This is a genomic window from Roseateles sp. (genome assembly GCF_965229315.1).
Classification (GTDB): Bacteria; Pseudomonadota; Gammaproteobacteria; order Burkholderiales; family Burkholderiaceae_C; genus Pelomonas.
On the sequence record NZ_CBDDJA010000002.1, the window covers coordinates 1,260,256 to 1,276,338 of the forward strand.

The 16,083-nt window shown below is 69.9% G+C and carries 17 protein-coding genes; 4 read left to right on the top strand and 13 right to left on the bottom strand.

Annotated features, from left to right (window positions below):
* Window positions 1-23 precede the first annotated feature (23 nt).
* From ACO07H_RS10610 to ACO07H_RS10655, 10 genes are read right to left on the bottom strand one after another with little or no spacing between them, the layout of a single operon-like run.
* Window positions 24-1,700, bottom strand: coding sequence for an asparagine synthetase B family protein (locus ACO07H_RS10610; protein WP_422013844.1), 1,677 nt, complete (start codon window positions 1,698-1,700; stop codon window positions 24-26).
* 17 nt (window positions 1,701-1,717) lie between these two features.
* Window positions 1,718-2,827 carry a GNAT family N-acetyltransferase gene (locus ACO07H_RS10615; RefSeq protein WP_422013846.1) on the bottom strand — a complete coding sequence of 370 codons (1,110 nt, stop codon included), beginning with the start codon at window positions 2,825-2,827 and terminating at the stop codon, window positions 1,718-1,720.
* Between the two features lie 22 nt (window positions 2,828-2,849).
* Window positions 2,850-3,992: a glycosyltransferase family 4 protein gene (locus ACO07H_RS10620; protein WP_422013848.1), complete on the bottom strand. Its 1,143-nt coding sequence runs from the start codon at window positions 3,990-3,992 to the stop codon at window positions 2,850-2,852.
* Entirely contained in the window at window positions 3,985-4,899 is a 915-nt protein-coding gene (locus tag ACO07H_RS10625; protein ID WP_422013850.1) for a glycosyltransferase family 2 protein, read from the bottom strand. The genes ACO07H_RS10620 and ACO07H_RS10625 overlap by 8 nt, the downstream gene beginning before the upstream one ends.
* A gap of 12 nt (window positions 4,900-4,911) precedes the next feature.
* The gene (locus ACO07H_RS10630) at window positions 4,912-5,637 is read right to left on the bottom strand and encodes a tetratricopeptide repeat protein (protein WP_422013852.1); all 726 of its coding nucleotides are present in this window, start codon (window positions 5,635-5,637) and stop codon (window positions 4,912-4,914) included.
* Window positions 5,622-6,473: a hydrolase 1, exosortase A system-associated gene (locus ACO07H_RS10635; protein ID WP_422013854.1), complete on the bottom strand. Its 852-nt coding sequence runs from the start codon at window positions 6,471-6,473 to the stop codon at window positions 5,622-5,624. The genes ACO07H_RS10630 and ACO07H_RS10635 overlap by 16 nt, the downstream gene beginning before the upstream one ends.
* The gene (locus tag ACO07H_RS10640; RefSeq protein ID WP_422013856.1) at window positions 6,470-7,270 is read right to left on the bottom strand and encodes a hydrolase 2, exosortase A system-associated; all 801 of its coding nucleotides are present in this window, start codon (window positions 7,268-7,270) and stop codon (window positions 6,470-6,472) included. The genes ACO07H_RS10635 and ACO07H_RS10640 overlap by 4 nt, the downstream gene beginning before the upstream one ends.
* Window positions 7,267-8,307 (bottom strand): GNAT family N-acetyltransferase, encoded by a 1,041-nt coding sequence (locus ACO07H_RS10645; RefSeq protein WP_422013858.1) that lies wholly within the window; start codon window positions 8,305-8,307, stop codon window positions 7,267-7,269. Before ACO07H_RS10645 ends, ACO07H_RS10640 begins: the two co-directional genes overlap by 4 nt.
* Window positions 8,308-8,312: 5 nt before the next feature.
* Entirely contained in the window at window positions 8,313-9,494 is a 1,182-nt protein-coding gene (locus ACO07H_RS10650) for a DegT/DnrJ/EryC1/StrS family aminotransferase (protein ID WP_422013860.1), read from the bottom strand.
* Between the two features lie 17 nt (window positions 9,495-9,511).
* The gene (locus ACO07H_RS10655) at window positions 9,512-9,766 is read right to left on the bottom strand and encodes an acyl carrier protein (protein ID WP_422013862.1); all 255 of its coding nucleotides are present in this window, start codon (window positions 9,764-9,766) and stop codon (window positions 9,512-9,514) included.
* 136 nt (window positions 9,767-9,902) lie between these two features.
* Here ACO07H_RS10655 and ACO07H_RS10660 point away from each other — a divergent pair, with 136 nt between their 5' ends.
* Entirely contained in the window at window positions 9,903-11,501 is a 1,599-nt protein-coding gene (locus ACO07H_RS10660) for an acyl-CoA ligase (AMP-forming), exosortase A system-associated (protein ID WP_422013864.1), read from the top strand.
* Window positions 11,498-12,760: a pyridoxal-dependent decarboxylase, exosortase A system-associated gene (locus ACO07H_RS10665; RefSeq protein WP_422013866.1), complete on the top strand. Its 1,263-nt coding sequence runs from the start codon at window positions 11,498-11,500 to the stop codon at window positions 12,758-12,760. Before ACO07H_RS10660 ends, ACO07H_RS10665 begins: the two co-directional genes overlap by 4 nt.
* Here the strand turns inward: ACO07H_RS10665 and ACO07H_RS10670 are convergent.
* The gene (locus tag ACO07H_RS10670) at window positions 12,757-13,491 is read right to left on the bottom strand and encodes an arginyltransferase (RefSeq protein WP_422013868.1); all 735 of its coding nucleotides are present in this window, start codon (window positions 13,489-13,491) and stop codon (window positions 12,757-12,759) included. The genes ACO07H_RS10665 and ACO07H_RS10670 overlap by 4 nt on opposite strands.
* Window positions 13,488-14,219 carry a leucyl/phenylalanyl-tRNA--protein transferase gene (locus ACO07H_RS10675; protein ID WP_422013870.1) on the bottom strand — a complete coding sequence of 244 codons (732 nt, stop codon included), beginning with the start codon at window positions 14,217-14,219 and terminating at the stop codon, window positions 13,488-13,490. Before ACO07H_RS10675 ends, ACO07H_RS10670 begins: the two co-directional genes overlap by 4 nt.
* A 23-nt stretch (window positions 14,220-14,242) precedes the next feature.
* Between ACO07H_RS10675 and ACO07H_RS10680 the strand changes: the two genes are divergently transcribed.
* The gene (locus ACO07H_RS10680; protein WP_422013872.1) at window positions 14,243-14,599 is read left to right on the top strand and encodes an arsenate reductase; all 357 of its coding nucleotides are present in this window, start codon (window positions 14,243-14,245) and stop codon (window positions 14,597-14,599) included.
* Window positions 14,599-15,297 (top strand): riboflavin synthase subunit alpha, encoded by a 699-nt coding sequence (locus ACO07H_RS10685; protein ID WP_422013874.1) that lies wholly within the window; start codon window positions 14,599-14,601, stop codon window positions 15,295-15,297. The genes ACO07H_RS10680 and ACO07H_RS10685 overlap by 1 nt, the downstream gene beginning before the upstream one ends.
* A gap of 3 nt (window positions 15,298-15,300) precedes the next feature.
* Here ACO07H_RS10685 and ACO07H_RS10690 read toward each other — a convergent pair whose 3' ends face one another.
* Window positions 15,301-16,038: a substrate-binding periplasmic protein gene (locus tag ACO07H_RS10690; RefSeq protein WP_422013876.1), complete on the bottom strand. Its 738-nt coding sequence runs from the start codon at window positions 16,036-16,038 to the stop codon at window positions 15,301-15,303.
* Window positions 16,039-16,083 lie beyond the last annotated feature (45 nt).

A 16,083-nucleotide genomic window follows, 5' to 3' on the forward strand; every position in this document is an offset into this window, starting at 1 on the left:
TGTGGTGCTGGCGTGCGCGGCGGTCAGGTGCGGACGGCCCAGTCCGGCGCGTGCCTGCGCAGCCACTGCTCCAGCATCATCAGGATCCACACCATCTCGCCGTAATAGCCGGCGTGTTCCTTGAGGCGGTGGTTCAGCAGGCTGTCGACGAACTCGGCGCGCACGATGCCACGCGCGGCCACGCTGCGCAGCGATTCGGTGGCGAGCGCGTTCAGCGCCGCGTCCTTGACGGCCCAGGGACCGAAGGGCAGGCCGAAGCCGTGCTTCTTCTTCGTCAGGATTTCGTCCGGCAGCAGGCCGCGCAGCGCCTCCTTGAAGAACCAGCGCAGCTTCAGACCCCTGAGCTTGTAGCTCGTCGGCAGCTTCAGCGAGAAGTCCAGCAACCGGGTGTCCAGCAGCGGAAAGCTGACGTCGATGCCGGCCAGGCCGGTCGTGCCGACGACCTTGGGCAGGTCGTTCTCGGCCAGCGTGTAGCGCCAGTCGAAGGCCAGCATCTGGTTGACCAGGCTGGCGCCCTGCGGGCCGGCGGTCCACGTCGCGCGCTGGTGCTCGCGCGGCGCGCCCGTGTCGACGACGGCCAGGAAGCGCGGCGTCAACACATCGGCCAGGCCCAGGCGGTCCAGCAGGTTGTAGCTCTGCATGCGATCCGGCATGGGCACGCGAGCCTGGCGGATGTAGCTCGTGCCCTTCTTCAGCAGCGGGATGTTGCCCGCGACCGGGTTGGCGAACAGCGGGTCGACCACGCCGGCGCGCAGCGGCGACGGGATCTGGCTGTAGACGTGGAAGACGCGCTCCTTGGCGTAGCGCACGTTGCCACCGAAGAGCTCGTCGCCGCCATCACCGGCCAACAGGCGGGTGTAGCCGTCGTCATGCGCCTTGCGCGCGCAGTAGAAGGCCGGCACGGCGGAGGAGTTGCCGAAGGGCTGGTCGTAGTGGGCCGCGACGTCGGGAATGGCGGCGACGAGGTCGGCGGGCGTCACGTAGTACTCGTGGTGCTCGGCGCCATAGGCCTTGGCGGCGATGCGCGCGTAGGCCATCTCGTCATAGCCCTCGGCCTCGAAGCCGATGGAGTAGCCCGCCGGCGCCTTGCCGGTGGCCTCGCCGAGCAGGCCGCAGACGGTGGAGCTGTCGGTGCCGCCGCTGAGGAAGCAGGCGGTCCTGCCGTCAGCACTCAGGCGATCACGCACGGCGCTGCGCAGGATGCTGCGGAACTCGTCGCGCAGCGCGTCGAAGTCCGGCCGGGGCTGCTCGTCGAAGCGCGGTGTCCAGTAGGGCGCGACGCTCAGCCGGCCGTTCTCGAACAGCGCGTAGTGGGCCGGCGGCAGGCGCAGGATGCCGGTGTAGATCGTCCGCGGCGACGGGATGCAGTGATGGAAGAGGTAGTCGAAGACGGCCTGCGGGTCGATCTCGGTGATGCCGAGCCGGCGCGCCAGCACGTCAGCGCGCGTGGCGTAGTGCAGGCGCCCGTCGCGCACCGCGTAGCAGACGCTGTGCACCGCGAAGCGGTCGACGGCGAGGTAGGTGGCGTTGCCCGGCAGGTCCAGCGCGACGGCGAACTCGCCGCCCACGTCGGCCGCGCACGCGGGGCCCCGCGCGGCATGGGCCTGTCGCCAGGCGGCCAGCGCGTCGGTCGCGGGCGCGGCAAAGCGCGGGGCACCACAGGCGAACGGCGTGTCGGGCGGCAGGGCTTGGGCTTGCATCGGGCGTGTCGTCGTCATCAGGCGGGAGGATTGTCTGCGGGCAGGGGAGGTCTGGCGCGCAGCCGGCGCGATGCTTGCCTGGCAACCTGGCGCGCGAGGCCCAGCAGGCCTTGCAGTGTCAACGGGTCGTAGGCGACCAGTCCGAAGCGTTCGCGCCGCTGGCTCATCCATGCGGCCTTGTAGGCGTCATCTCCGATCAGGTAGTCGATCTCGCGCACCTGGTCGACGTCGATGGCGTGCTCCATCATCAGCGCCGTCAGCAGCGTGCCGGGGGCGAGCGCCTTCTGGGCCTCGTCGTAGGCGAGCTTGTAGATGTCGGCGCGGCCGTTGGCGACGATCCAGATCTGTGCGGCCACCGGCGTATCGCCCAACCACGCCAAGCCCAGGCGCAGCCAGCCGCGCCGGGCGCACAGGCGGATGAGGCCCGGCACGAAATCGATGAACGGCTCGGGCACCTTCCAGCTCCGGGCGTAGACGGCCTGGTAGGCCGACAGGCCGGCCTCCAGATGGTCGCCACCCTGCACGATCTCCAGCCGGCCGCCTTCGGCGGCGAACTTCTTGGCGTTGCGCTTGATCGTGCTGCGCACCTGGCCGCTGCGTTCCTTCAGGTAGTCGGCCCAGTTCTTCTGCACCGGCTCATGCCAGTTGCCGAAGGCGAAATAGCTGTGCGTGCTCAGGCCCGCCAGGCCCAGCGCGCGCTTGAGCAGCGCGAACTCGCGCGAGGCCGGGTCCATGGGCGAGAATCGGTAGGCTGCCGCGCGCGCACCGCTGCGCCGCAGGGCGCGCGTCAGCGGCAGCAGGTCCTCGGCCTGGATGCCTTCCGCCAGCGCCGGGGCATAGAGGGCCGTGTAGAAGTTGGACAGCGCGCTGACTTCGCGCCCGAGCGCGCCGTTATGGGCGACGGTGGGCAGCACGGCCAGCACGCGGCCCTGGCGGCGCAGCACGTGAAAGCGCACCTCGTGCGCCTGTGGCTCGCGCGCATGGACGTTGTCGATGAGGTTGGCGTACCAGTCGGCGCCGAACTCGATGTGCTGCTGCTCGGCCCGGCTCAGCAGCGCCAGCGCATCGGCCGGCAGGTCGCGCACGTGCGCGTACGTGTCGACGTCGGCGCCGATGCGGTTGCTCATGACCTTGGGTTCCATCGGTTCGTCACCGCGCCGCAGCAGGCTGCCGAGGGCTCATGGACACTTGGGCGACTTGCAAATACACGGCTTGGTGCTTTTGCCAACTCTGCTGCCAACTGAAGCCTTGTGCCCAGGATCGCGCTTCGCTGGCCTTCTCGGCGCGCGCATTGAGCGGCAACGTCGCCGCGCCGTGCAAGGCAGCCGCCCAGGCCGCGAGGTCATCCGCAGGCGCCAGCGTGGCCAGCGGGCCGACCAGTTCCGCCAGGCTGCCGAGCGGGCTGAAGATGACGGGCGTGCCGGCGGCCTGGGCCTCGATGGCCGGGAAGCCGAAGCCCTCATAGAGCGTCGGGTACAGCACGGCAACGGCGCCACGGTAGAGGGCCAGTAGCTCGGCGTCGGACAGGAACTCGGCGAACAGCACGCGGCCCTGCAGCCCGTGCGGCAACGCGTTGCGGGCAGCCTCACGTGCGTCTGCACCGAAGCCGCAGGCCACGAGCATGAGTGTGGGGTCCGGCTGTGCAGCCAGTGTCTGCACGGCCCAGTCGAACCGCTTGCGCTTCATGGGCCCGCCGAGGTACACGGCGTAGCGGGCACCGCCCAGCGCGTGGCTCAGCGCAGCCGGTAGCGCACACTGCGGCGGCTCGAAGTAGGCGGCCTCGATGCCGTGCGGGATGACGGTGAGCTTGGGTTCAAGCGCGGGCCAGCGCGCCAGGATGTCGCGCTTGGACGATTCGCTGATCGTGATGACCGCGGCGCTGCGCCGGAAGGCGGCCGGCATCAGTGTGTGCCAGTACCAGTGCTGCCAGCGGTCCGTCGTCTCCATCTCCCAAGGCAGGGTGTCGTGGATGGTGACGACGGCCGGGCAGGGCTGCCACCAGGCCATGGTGTTCTCGGCCCAGTGGAGAACGTCCAGCCCATGGCGCCGGATGCGCCGCGGAAGACCGACCTGTTCCCAGAGTGCGAAGCGGTCGCCCGGATGGTCGAAGACATCCGTGACCACCTGCTGGTGGCGTGGCAGGTGCATGCGTTGGCGCGCATCCTGCGCGAACAGCGTCCACGCCACGCCGTCCTCGGGCCGAGCCTGGCTGCACATCTCCAGCAGGTACTTGCCCATGCCGCGCAGGTGAGGGGTGTTCAGGCTGGTCGCACTGACGCCGACCCTAATCATTCGGCACCCAGCGGCGGAACAGCGACTTGCCCAGCTTCGTCAACGTGCGCCCCCTGTAAGGGCCTCGGCCGAGGAGGTGAGCAAACGTCCTGAGGCCCAGACCCAGGTCTCCCCTGGCGGTGTGGGCATCGGCGAAATTGCACCAGCCGCGATGTTGGAAGTCGCGCAGCCGCTGCGGGTCCACCTCATGGCCCGGCGGCATGCTCATGCCGAAGCGCCGGATGAGGTCGGCACGCATCAGCTCCGTCGTGTTGGTGGCGGGGATGCGGCGCGACAGCGACACCGGGTGCTGGCGATACAGCACCAGCGGCTCGGCCAGCCGCACGAAGCGGTGCTGGGTGCTGGCCCGCACGAGGTATTCCCAGTCGTCGGTCTGCTGGTTGTCGGTGAGGAAGCCGCCCAGCCTGTTCCAGGCACTGCGGCGCCAGACGACCGAGGAGGGCAGCGCATGGTTGTCGAGAATGAGGTGCGGATAGATCCAGCCGGACAAGGCCTCGTCGACGCTGCCGCTGCGCGGTTGTCGGGCAAAGTCCGGCCGTGGCTCGCCGTGCCAGACATCGAAAGCCGTGTAGCAGAAATCGTGGTCCGGACGGCTTTGCAGCGCGTCGAGCTGCAGGCGCAGCTTCTCGGGGTGCCATAGGTCGTCGGCGTCGAGCAGCGCGACGAATTCCGAGTCCGTCTCCGCGATGCCGCGGTTGCGCGAGCGCGACATGCCGCGGTTCTGTTGCGAGATGACGCGCACGCGCGCATCACCCAGCGCGGCACGCTCGGCCGTGGCGTCCGTGGAGCCATCGTCGATGACCGTGACCTGCAGGTCGGCAAAGGTCTGGCTCAGCGCGGAGCGGACCGTCTCGGCGACGAAGGCTTCGGCGTTGTAGGCAGGGACGACGATGTTGACGCGAGGCATGGCGTGCGAACTTCAGGGCGAGGTCTGCGATGCGGCCGACGCCGCCGCTTCGGGCGCCGACGCTCCGGCAGCGGGCTCAGGCTCTCTCCAGCGTCCGACGGACTGCAGCCGGTCGCGCAGTTCCGTCCGCGTCATGCCCATGGCCATGACCCGATGGGCCTGGGCCAGTGCGCGGTCATAGTCCTTCAGGTCGAAAAAAAGCATCCCGGCGTTGAAGTGGGTCAGCGGGTTGTCGCCGGCCTGCTCGACGACGTAGTCGAGGAAGCGCCGCGCGTCCTCCAGGCGATTGCGTCGCGTCAGGTAGCTGACGTAGAACATGCGGAAGACGAGATCGTCCGGTGCATACGCCATTCCGCGGCCGTAGTAGCACTCCAGCGTCATCCCAGCGCCCTTGGGCGGGTCCGATTTCTCCTTCTCCACCAGGCGCTCCATCGACATGATGGCGCGCGGATGGTTGGGGAAGACGGCCAGCGTGTAGTCGATATCGCTTGCGAAAGCTCCGGTTGAACCCCTGGTCAGCGTTTCAACGCCATGCGTAAAGTGCGTGTTTTCCACGATGGAGCGTTGCGAGGGGTGTGCCGTCCGGTAGTCGAACGGGCCATAGCTGTTCAGCGTCTCGCCGCAGCCCGGGGGCGACGGTGCCGGCCGATGCGGCTGTGCCAGGGCGGGCATGGCCGCCAGCGCCAGCGCCAGCCAGGTGGCACGCAGGTCCGTGACAGGGTTCAGCTTGCTAGGCATCGTGTCCTCAACCAGTCCAAAAAGATGTGGCATTGGGCGTCCTGATCCGGGAGGGCCGAGAACGTGTGGTCGGCCGCCGGCATTTCGTGCAGGTGCAGCGTCGGCCGGGACAGCAGGCCTTGCCATGCGGGCGAGGTCTGCGCATGCAGACCAAATTCGCGCGCAGTGTAGTCATCGCCACTCAGGATCAGCAGCGTTGGCCCGGCGAAGCCGCGCAGCCCGGCGGCCATGCGCTCCTGGTAGCTGCGGGCATCGGGCCGGTCCTTGCCGGCACCGCGGGCCAGGCGCACATTGCTGCCCAGCGTGCGCAACGCCGTCAGGCCCACGCCACCGCGCAGCAGCTTCAACCAGAACTCCTTCTGGCGCAGTCGCCGCCAGTAGTAGTGCCTGACATGGGTCTGGGCCAGCGTCTGGGCCGAGCGGGCCCAGGGGTTCAGCAGGGCGACACCGGCGACGCGGGGATCACGGGTCGAGTCGAGGTAGAGCAACGCGGCCGAGGCGGCGTCGCACAGCCCCCACAGCACCACGCGCCGCAGCGCCGGGCGGGCAGCCAGCAGCGCATCGATGGCGGCAGCGATGTCGGCGTCCACGCCCAGGAAGTCACGCGTCTCGCCCGCGCTGTCACCCATGCTGCGGTAATCGAAGCGCAGCGCTGCGAAGCCGTTGGTGGCCAGGTGGCGCGCCAGCAGCGTGAACTGGCGATGGCTGCCGGCGCGGTACTGCGGGCCGCCGACGATGATGAGCACGCCCACGTCGGCCGGCGTGCCGTCGGGCTCGGCCAGGATGCCGACCAGCGGCTGGCCTTCGCAGGTGAAGCTCAGGACCGATTCCTTCACGACAGCGCCTCCACGGTGCGGCTGATCAGCGCGGGCGCGAGCTCGATCTCGCTCGTGGCCCAGAAACCCGGGCCCGGCGCGATCTGCGGGCGCACGGCCCAGCCGGCGTCCTGCCAGTCCTTGACGGCCTGCTCGCTGACCGGCGTCAGCGCTGCGTCCTCACGCGAGTTGACTTCCAGCCATTCGACGCGGCCCGGTGCGCCCAGGGGCGCCAGCCTGGCGGCGTCGAGGCCGCCGGCCAGCGCGGCGCCGAGGCGGTAGCCGGCGATCTCGACCGGACTGCCGGCGGCCAGCTCGGCCTTCATCTGTTCCATCAGGCCCTTGCTGGCGCCGCTGGCCATCTCGGCGGCCAGCTTCAGTCGCAGGAACTGCTGCAGCGCCAGCTTGCCGCTGGTCATCGGCTGCCAGAACAGGTGGTTCACCGGCCGGCCCCAGTCGGCGGCCGTCAGCAGGCACCCGGCACGCAGGCCCCACAGCCACAGCGGTGCATCGGGGGCGTGGCCGTCCAGCCAGGCCATGCCCCGTCGCACGTCGTCCTGCCAGTCGGTCCAGCTCGCATCGCCGAAGTCGGCCGACGAGTCGCCGCAGCCGCGCAGGTCGATCTGCAGCACGGCGTGCCCAGCATCGGCCAGCGCGCGGCAGGCGAGGGCGGCCATGCGGCGCGACTTATTCATCTCCTCGGCGAACGGGTGAAGGTAGAGCACGCGGCTGCGCGGCACACCGGCCGGCGCGTGAAACAGGCACAACCGCTGCTCGCCGCCGGCGGGCAGGAAGAAGACGTCGGGCGAGGTGTTCAAGCGGCCGGCGCTTTGGTACGGGCCAGCCGGTCCAGCGCCGCCCTGAGCCAGGCCCAGCGGTAGGCGGTGATGTGAACGAGCGGGCGGGATTTCTCGGTCCAGCGGGTGTGCCACTCCATCACGCGGCCGAAGAACTCGATCCGCTTGAAACGACCTTCGTCGAACAGCGCGCGGAACTCCTCGGCGCGCATCAGCGTCGATGGCGATACCGCCTGGTGCGCCTGCTGGTAGGCCGTCTTCAGGATCACAAGGCAGTCACCCTGGTGCACGCACAGGTCCATGGCCACCACCTCGTCGCCGAACCAGTAGCGGTAGATGCGGGCCTGGCCGGCCTGGGCCGCCTGCTCCAACGCCTGCTGGTAGAAGCGCCCCTGCGCGCCGTCGGTCGAGATGGCGGTGCCGATTTCGGCCTTCCAGCCGCTGGCTTCCAGCAAGCCGTACTGGGCGATGGCCTCGGCCACCTGTGCGGGCGCTTCGATCAGGTCCATGCGCGGCGTCGAGCCGGTGGCCTCGACCTTTTTCAGCTGCTTGCGCGTGTTCTGCCGCAGATTCTTGCCGCGGCCTTCCCAGTAGGTGTCGAAGCTGGTGTCGACGTCGACCCAGGCGGTGTCGATGTAGTGCAGCTGGCGCAGCTGAGGGCTGTCGAACCTGCCGGGGTAGGCGAGCGAGTCGAGCTGCGTCAGCCCGAGTGCCAGGCCGAAGCCGGGCAAGGCGCCCAGCAAAGACTGCATTGAGGCTTCCAAGCCATCGGCCGGCAGCATCACCGGGCCGAGGGGCAACTGGGACGGCTGGAAGCTGTTCCAGCGGCCCTTGCCTTGCGGCTGGAGCAACAGCGCGGCGTCCCAGCCCGAAGCGCCCTGGCGGTAGGCGAGCCATTCATCGCCCTGGCCGAATTGCTCCAGCAGGCAAAGAAGGAAGCTGCTGCGCATGAACGCATGCGGCAGGCTGCGTTCCTGCAGCCCGTCCCAGTGCGAGGCCAGCGCCTTGAGCTGCTTGGCCGGAACGAGGCTCCAGCCGTTATTGTGTGTCGTCTTCAAGGTCGTCAACCCGTGCAGTGGGAGAGTAAAGAGCCGATCACCCAGTCGCGGTCTTGGTCGCTCATGTCCTGGTGGCAGTGAAGCTGAAGCACGTGGAGCGACCAGGACTTGCCATGGTCCCCCGGCATGTCTGGCACGCCCGGCCACAGCCAATCCCAGCGGGACACCGGAACGCCGGATTCCCTCAGCAACTGGTAGGTCGGGTCCGGCCGGTCGACCCACAGCGGGAAGACATAAGGCGCGCATCGCTCGGGCAGGGCAGCGAATAAGGGCCGCATACCGGCCCGGCCTGCGAAGGCGGTGGCCATGGCGGCGTAGTGCTGGCGGCGCTGGGCGATGACGCGCTCGCGCGACGAGTGCAGGGCTGCACGCACAGTGGCGCGCGTGGGCTGACGGTGGCTCAAGGCCATGTCGATGCGCGCGTAGTCGCCCTCGGGCACGAACCCGGCAGGCGTGGGCTGCGTGGCGGCGGTGGTAGGGCTGCTCCGCAGCAACTGCTTGACCCCGAGCAACGGTTCAGCCCAGACGCGCCAGCGGCCCAGCCGGCCAAAGCGCGCACTGATCTCCAGCGTGTCGAACCCCGACTTCAGCTCGGCCTTTGCACCCGCAGGCGTAAGCGGCGGCAGGGGCCTGGCAGGGCGTGCGACCTTCAGCAGGCCGCCGTCCTGCGTCGCGAAGAACTTGGGCAGGCTGGCGATGACCACATCGCCCAGCGCGCCGACGGCGCCGTGCGGCGCCTCTCCGAACATCGCGTGGGCGCAGTCTTCCAGCAATAGCACGCCACGCTGCTGGCACCAAGCGCGCACGGGGCGTAAGTCCAGCGGCAGCCCGAAGAAATGGGCCACGCACAGCACTCGCGTGTCCGCCGGGGCGTGCTGTTCGAGCCACGCCAGACTGGGGCGGCCATCGGCGTCAATGGGATAGAAGGCCACTTGGTGGCCTAGGGCCAGCACCGGCGACACCATGGTCGGGCAGTGGTAGCTCGGCACGAGCACGCGGTCCGCGGGAGACAACGCCAGCGCTTCCAGCCCGAGCAAGATGGCTGCGCGCCCGCTGGTGGTGAACAGGGTGCCCGGCTGGTCGAGCAGGCAGTGCAGGGTCGGCGCCCCGCAAGCGCCCTGCCAGTTGTGCGGCCCGGGCACGGGATGGCGCGGCACCACGCGCGATGGGCCGAGGGAGGGCGTCACTTGATGGCCGGAGGTGGTCAAAGCCGGGCGGCGACGAAGTCCGCCAGCGAGCCCACGGTGGCGAAGGTGTCCCCATCGATGTCGTCGTCATCGACGACCAGGCCCAGTTGCTCCTCCAGTGCCGTGATCAGGCCGACCACGGCCATGGAGTCCAGCTCGGGCAGGGCGCCCAGCAGTTGCGTGTTGCGGTCGAAGGTCTGGGCGCGGCCGTCCAGGCTCAGCACGTCGTCGAGAAGCCTCAGCACATGGCCGAGCACTTGGGCGTTGTCCATCGGTCTAGCGTCCAAAAATTCAGCTGTGCAGTTTAGCGGTCCGCCCCCTTGCACCCGGGGGCTCCCACCCCTGCTCCTCGGGGGCGCGTGAGATACTTTTTTCACTCTTTATGCGCACTTCTTCGCTCGCGCCCCCATGCCCGAATCAACCTTGCTGAACGAGTTGGTGGCCGTTGCCGCCGAGCGCACACCCGATGCCCCGGCGCTGACCGCCGGTGCCGCCACGCTGAGCTATGCCGAGTTGGACGCCGCCGTTCGTGGCTTCGCCGGCGGCCTGATGCAGTTGGGCCTGGCCCGCGGCGAGCGTGTGGCGATCTACCTGGAGAAGCGCTTCGAGACCGTCGTCGCCAGCTTCGGCGCGCCGGCCGCGGGTGGCGTGTTCGTGCCACTGAACCCGCTGCTCAAGCCCGAGCAGGTGGGCTTCATCCTGCGCGACTGCGACGTGCGCGTGCTGGTCACGTCGCCCGAGCGGCTGGCGCAGCTGGGCGATGTGCTGACGCAGTGCCCCGCGCTGCGCCATGTGGTGCTGACCAGCGGCGAGGGCGCCGCGCCGGTGCCCGTGCATGACTGGCCGGCGCTGCTGGCCGCGCCGGCCCGCGCCGGCCATCGCGTCATCGACACCGACATGACGGCCATCCTGTACACGTCGGGCTCGACGGGCCGGCCCAAAGGCGTCGTGCTGTCCCACCGCAACATGGTGGCCGGCGGCAAGAGCGTCGCCAGCTACCTGGAGAACCGCGCCAGCGACACGCTGCTGGCCGCGCTGCCGCTGTCGTTCGACGCCGGCTTCAGCCAGCTCACGACCGCCTTCCACAGCGGCGCGCGCGTCGTGCTGCTGAACTACCTGATGCCGCGCGACGTGCTCAAGGCGATGGAGCGCGAGCAGGTCACGGGCCTGACCGCCGTGCCGCCGCTGTACATCCAGCTCACCCAGCTCGAATGGCCTGCTGCCATCGACCAGCACCTGCGCTACTTCGCCAACACGGGCGGGCGCATGCCGCGCGCGACGCTGGACCTGCTGCGCGCCAAGGCGCCGTCGGCGAAGCCCTTCCTGATGTACGGCCTGACCGAAGCCTTCCGCTCGACCTTCCTGCCGCCCGACGAGGTGGACCGCCGCCCGGACTCCATCGGCAAGGCCATCCCGAACGCCGAGATCCTGGTGCTGCGCGAGGACGGCAGCGAGTGCGGCCCGGACGAGCCGGGCGAGCTGGTACACCGCGGCGCGCTGGTGGGCCTGGGCTACTGGAACGATGCCGAGAAGACGGCCGAGCGCTACAAGCCGCTGCCCGTCGTGGGTTCAGGCGTGGGCGGCCGCGAGGCGGGCCTGCAGTTGCCCGAGATCGCCGTGTTCTCGGGCGACACGGTGAAGCGCGACGCGGAAGGCTTCCTGTACTTCGTGGGCCGCCGCGACGAGATGATGAAGACTTCGGGCTACCGCGTCAGCCCCACGGAGGTGGAGGAGGTCCTGTACGCGACCGGCCTGGTGGGCGAATGCGTGGCCTTCGGCGTGGACCACGACGCGCTGGGTCATGCCATCCAGGTCATCGCCACGCCGCCCGAAGGCCAGCCCGCGCTGGATAAGACCGCGCTGCTGGCGGCCTGCAAGGCCCGCATGCCCGCCTACATGGTGCCCCACGGCTTCGAAGAACGCGCGGGCCCGCTGCCGCGCAACCCCAACGGCAAGATCGATCGCAAGACGCTGTCGACCGACTGGAACGAGCGCCACGCGGCATGAGCGACATCACCCCATCGAAGCGCGCGCCGGCGCACGCCCCCGTCCTCTTCCCGCGTGACGCCCAGGGCGAGCTGCTCGTGGGCGGCCAGCGGCTGTCCGTGCTTGCCGAGCGCGTGGGCCAGACGCCGTTCTACGCCTATGACCGCGCGCTGCTGAAGGCCCGTGTTGCCGAGCTGCGCGCCGCGCTGCCGGCCGGCATCGAGCTGCATTACGCGATGAAGGCCAACCCGATGCCGGCGCTGGTGCAGCTGATGGCCGCCCTGGTGGACGGCATCGACGTCGCGTCGGCCGGCGAGTTGCAGGTCGCGTTGAACGCGGGCGCCGACCCGCACGAGGTCAGCTTCGCCGGCCCCGGCAAGCGTGACGTCGAACTGGCCCAGGCCGTGGCGGCGGGTGTGCTCGTCAACGTCGAATCAGCGCGAGAACTGGCCCCGCTGGCGCGCGCGTCGCAGCGCCTCGGGCTGCCGGCGCGCGTGGCGCTGCGCGTGAACCCGGACTTCGAGCTCAAGGGCTCGGGCATGCGCATGAGCGGTGGTCCCAAGCAGTTCGGCATCGACGCCGAGGCGCTGCCAGGCGTTCTGGCCGAGGTCGGCCGGCTGGCGGGTGACGGCGTCGCCTTCGAAGGCTTCCACCTGTTCGCCGGCTCGCAGAACCTGAAGGCGGACGCCATTTGCGAGGCTCAGCTCAAGAGCTACGAGCTGGCGCTGCGGCTGGCCGAGTCCGCGCCGGCGCCGGTGAAGTTCCTCAACCTGGGCGGCGGCTTCGGCATCCCGTATTTCCCCGGTGAAACGCGGCTGGACCTGGCGCCCATCGCGGCCAACCTGGCCGAACTGCAGGCGCGGGCGAAGGCCGACCTGCCGCAGACCAAGCTGGTCATCGAGCTGGGCCGCTACTTCGTCGGCGAGGCCGGCGTCTACGTGAGTCGCATCGTGGACCGCAAGGTCTCGCGCGGCCAGGTGTTTCTCGTCGCAGACGGCGGCCTGCACCACCACCTGTCGGCCTCGGGCAACTTCGGCCAGGTGCTGCGCAAGAACTACCCCGCCTCCGTCGAGCCGCAGGGCCGCACCGAGCCGCAGACGGAGGCCGCCAGCGTCGTCGGCCCGCTGTGCACGCCGCTGGACCTGCTGGCCGACCGCATGGACATGGCCAAGGGCGAGATCGGCGACCTGGCGGTCGTCTACCAGAGCGGCGCCTACGGTCGCAGCGCCAGCCCCGAGGGCTTCCTGGGGCATCCGGCCTGCGTCGAGGTGCTGGTCTAGGCGGCGTCTTCCCAGTTCCCGTTCTTCAGGATCTGGTGCGGCCTGAACCCCGCCTTGTAGGCCATCTTGGGGCTCTCCTCGATCCAGTAGCCCAGGTAGACATGGCTCAGCTTGAGGTCGCGGGCCTGCTGGATCTGCCACATGACGCCGTAGGTGCCGAGGCTGCCGGGCACGTCCGGGTCGTAGAAGGTGTAGACCGCCGACAGGCCGTCGTTGAGGATGTCCAGGATGGACACCATGCGCAATGGCGCGCTGCCGTCGGGCATGGGCTCGCGGAACTCCACGAGGCGTGAGTTGATGCGCGACTGCAGCAGGAACTGCGTGTACTGGTCGACGCTGTCGTGGTCCATGCCGCCGCCGCTGTGCCGGCCGGCCTGGTAGCGCAGGTACAGCGCGTAGTGCTCGGGCGAGTAGCCCAGGCGCATGACCTTGGCCTGCAGGTGTCGGTGGCGTTGCAGCGCCCGGCTCTGGCTGCGTGTCGGCTCGAAGCGCACCACCGGCACGCGCAGCGCGATGCAGGCGCGGCACTGGTCGCAGTAGGGGCGGTAGGTGAACAGCCCGCTGCGGCGAAACCCCGCAGCGACGAGGTTGGAATAGGCGTCGGCGTGGATCAGGTGGCTGGGCGTGGCGACCTGCGAACGCGCCTGGCGGCCCGGCACGTAGCTGCACGGGTAGGCGGCCGTGGCGTAGAACTGGATCTGCGCGAGGGGCAGTTCTTTGGGGTGAGTCACGTGGAGGTCAGCAACCGGTGCCAGTGCTGCGGATGATAGGTCCACGGCCCCGGCGTCGCGTCGCCCACATGGGCGGCCAGGTGGGCTTCGAACACGTTTCGCGGCACTTCATGCGCGCCCAGCGACGCCAGGTGGCCGGTGTTCTGCTGGCAGTCGATCCACGGGATGTCGAAGGCGCGGCACAGGCAGACCAGCGCGCACAGCGCGATCTTGGAGGCATCGGTGCGGCGCATGAACATCGATTCGCCGTAGAACATGCGGCCCAGGTTGACGCCGTACAGCCCGCCGACCAGTTCACCGTCCATCCAGGTCTCGACGCTGTGCATGGCCGGCCAGGCCAGGTAGGCCGCCTGCAGTTCCGGCACGATCCAGGTGCCGTTCTGGCCTTCGCGCGGCGCGCTGGCGCAGGCGTGCAGCACGGCGGCGCGGTCAAAGTCCACGCGGATCTCGCAGCCCGGCGTGGCCGCGAAGCGCTGCACCGTCTTGCGCAGCGAGCGCGACAGCTTGAAGTGCCGCGTCTGCAGCACCATGCGCGGGTCGGGCGCCCACCACAGCGGTGGCTGGCCGGGCCCGTACCAGGGAAAGATGCCGCGGCGGTAGGCCGCCTGCAGCCGCTCGGGCGTCAGCGTGCCGCCCGCGGCGAGCAGGCCCGGTGCGTCGGTCTGCGCGCCCAGCGCGCGATGGCTGGGCGGGAAGTCCAGGGAAGCCTCGTCCAGCCAGTCGATCATGCGGGCATGGTACGGTCATGGCCATGATCACCGTTTACGGCATTCCCAACTGCGACACCGTCAAGCGCGCCCGCGCCTGGCTGGCCGAACAAGGCCTGGCCACGACGTTCCACGACTTCAAGAAGCAGGGTGTTCCTGCGGCCGACCTGCCGGCCTGGTTGCAGGCCTTCGGCCGCGACAAGCTCGTCAACCGCGCCGGCACGACCTGGCGCAAGCTGGACGACGCGGCCAAGGCCGGCGTCGTCGACGACGCGTCGGCCACCGCGCTGATGCTGGCCGAGCCCAGCGTCATCAAGCGCCCCGTCGTGCGCTGGGCAAACGGCAGCCTGACGCTGGGCTTCACGCCCGAGGCGTTCGCCACGAAGCAGGGAGCCTTCTGATGTTCACCGGCATCGTCCAGGGCGTGGCGCGCGTGCAGGCCATCGAGGCGCGCGAGGGCCTGCACACGCTGCACCTGCAGTTCCCCGACGGCTTCGACGACGAACTGGCCATCGGCGCCAGCGTCTCGTGCGATGGGGTGTGCCTGACGGTCACCGAGCGCACGGCGCCGGGTGTGGCCACGTTCGACGTGATGGCGCAGACGCTGAACCTCACGACGCTGGGCGGCTTGCAAGTCGGCGCCGGCTTGAACGTGGAGCGCGCCGCCCGGGAGGGCGTCGAGATCGGCGGCCATCCGCTGTCCGGCCATGTGGACGTGTCGGCGCGCATCGCCGAGATCCGCCGGCCCGACAACAACCACGTCATCCGCTTCGCGCTGCCGGCGCCTTGGATGCGCTACGTCTTCGCCAAGGGCTACATCGGCGTCAACGGCTGCAGCCTGACCGTGGCCGAGGCCCGGCGCGAGCGCGACGGCTCGGGCTGGTTCGAGGTCTGGCTGATCCCCGAGACGCTGCGCATGACGACCTTCGGCGACAAGCAGGTCGGCGACGCGGTGCACATCGAGATCGAGCGCAGCACGCAGGTCGTCGTCGACACCGTGCGCGACGCGCTGGACGAGAAGCTGGGGCCGCTGCTGCCCGTGCTGGAGGCCATCGCCAGGGAACGCGGCATCGAGCTGACGCAGCTCGCGCTGAAGTAGCCCTCAGCGCTGGCGCATCTTCTCCAGCTCGCTGCGCGAGCGCGAGATGACGCCGTCGATGCGATCGATCACCGAGATCCAGCGGCTGCCCTGGCCGACCGCGAAGTGCAGCGGCGTGACCGCCAGCGGCACCGGCACCAGCACCAGACCACGCCGGCGCGACTCGGCCAATGCCGGGTGGCGGGCCGCCTGCTTCGCGTCGTCCGTCTCCAGCGTGATGAGCGCCGCGCGGCAGCGCCCGGCCGCCACCATGCGCAGCGCGCCGTCGTCGTCGCCGGCCTCGCGCGCATCCATGCGGCCCAGGCCCGCGTGCGTGAACAGCTCGCCGTAGCTGGAGCCGCGTGCCCAGCAGACGACCTGGCCGTCCAGGTCGGCATACCGGGTGATGCCGGCCTGCTGGCCGTCGCGCACGACGGCCCAGGTGTGGTTGGTCCAGACCGGCAGGCTGAAGCGCAGCAGCTTGTCGCGCTGCGGTGTGCGCGTGAGGCCGAACATCACGCCGTCGCCCGCGGCGGTCAGCTTCTGCGCCCGCAGCCAGGGTGTCGGGCGATAGTCCCAGGTGATGTTCATCCGGCGTGCCACCCAGGCCAGCATCCTGGGCGTCTGGTCCGACGGTGCGCCGGTGCCCACGAACAGCGGCACCAGCGACTCGGCGCGCACGGGCAGGCCGAGCGCGGGGCCCAAGGCCAGCGCCAGCATCTGGCGGCGGCGCGCCTGGGTCGTCCGGGTGGTCGGGGCCATGCGCTCATTCTAGGAAGCGCCCGCGCTGCGATCTTGATGCTTTCT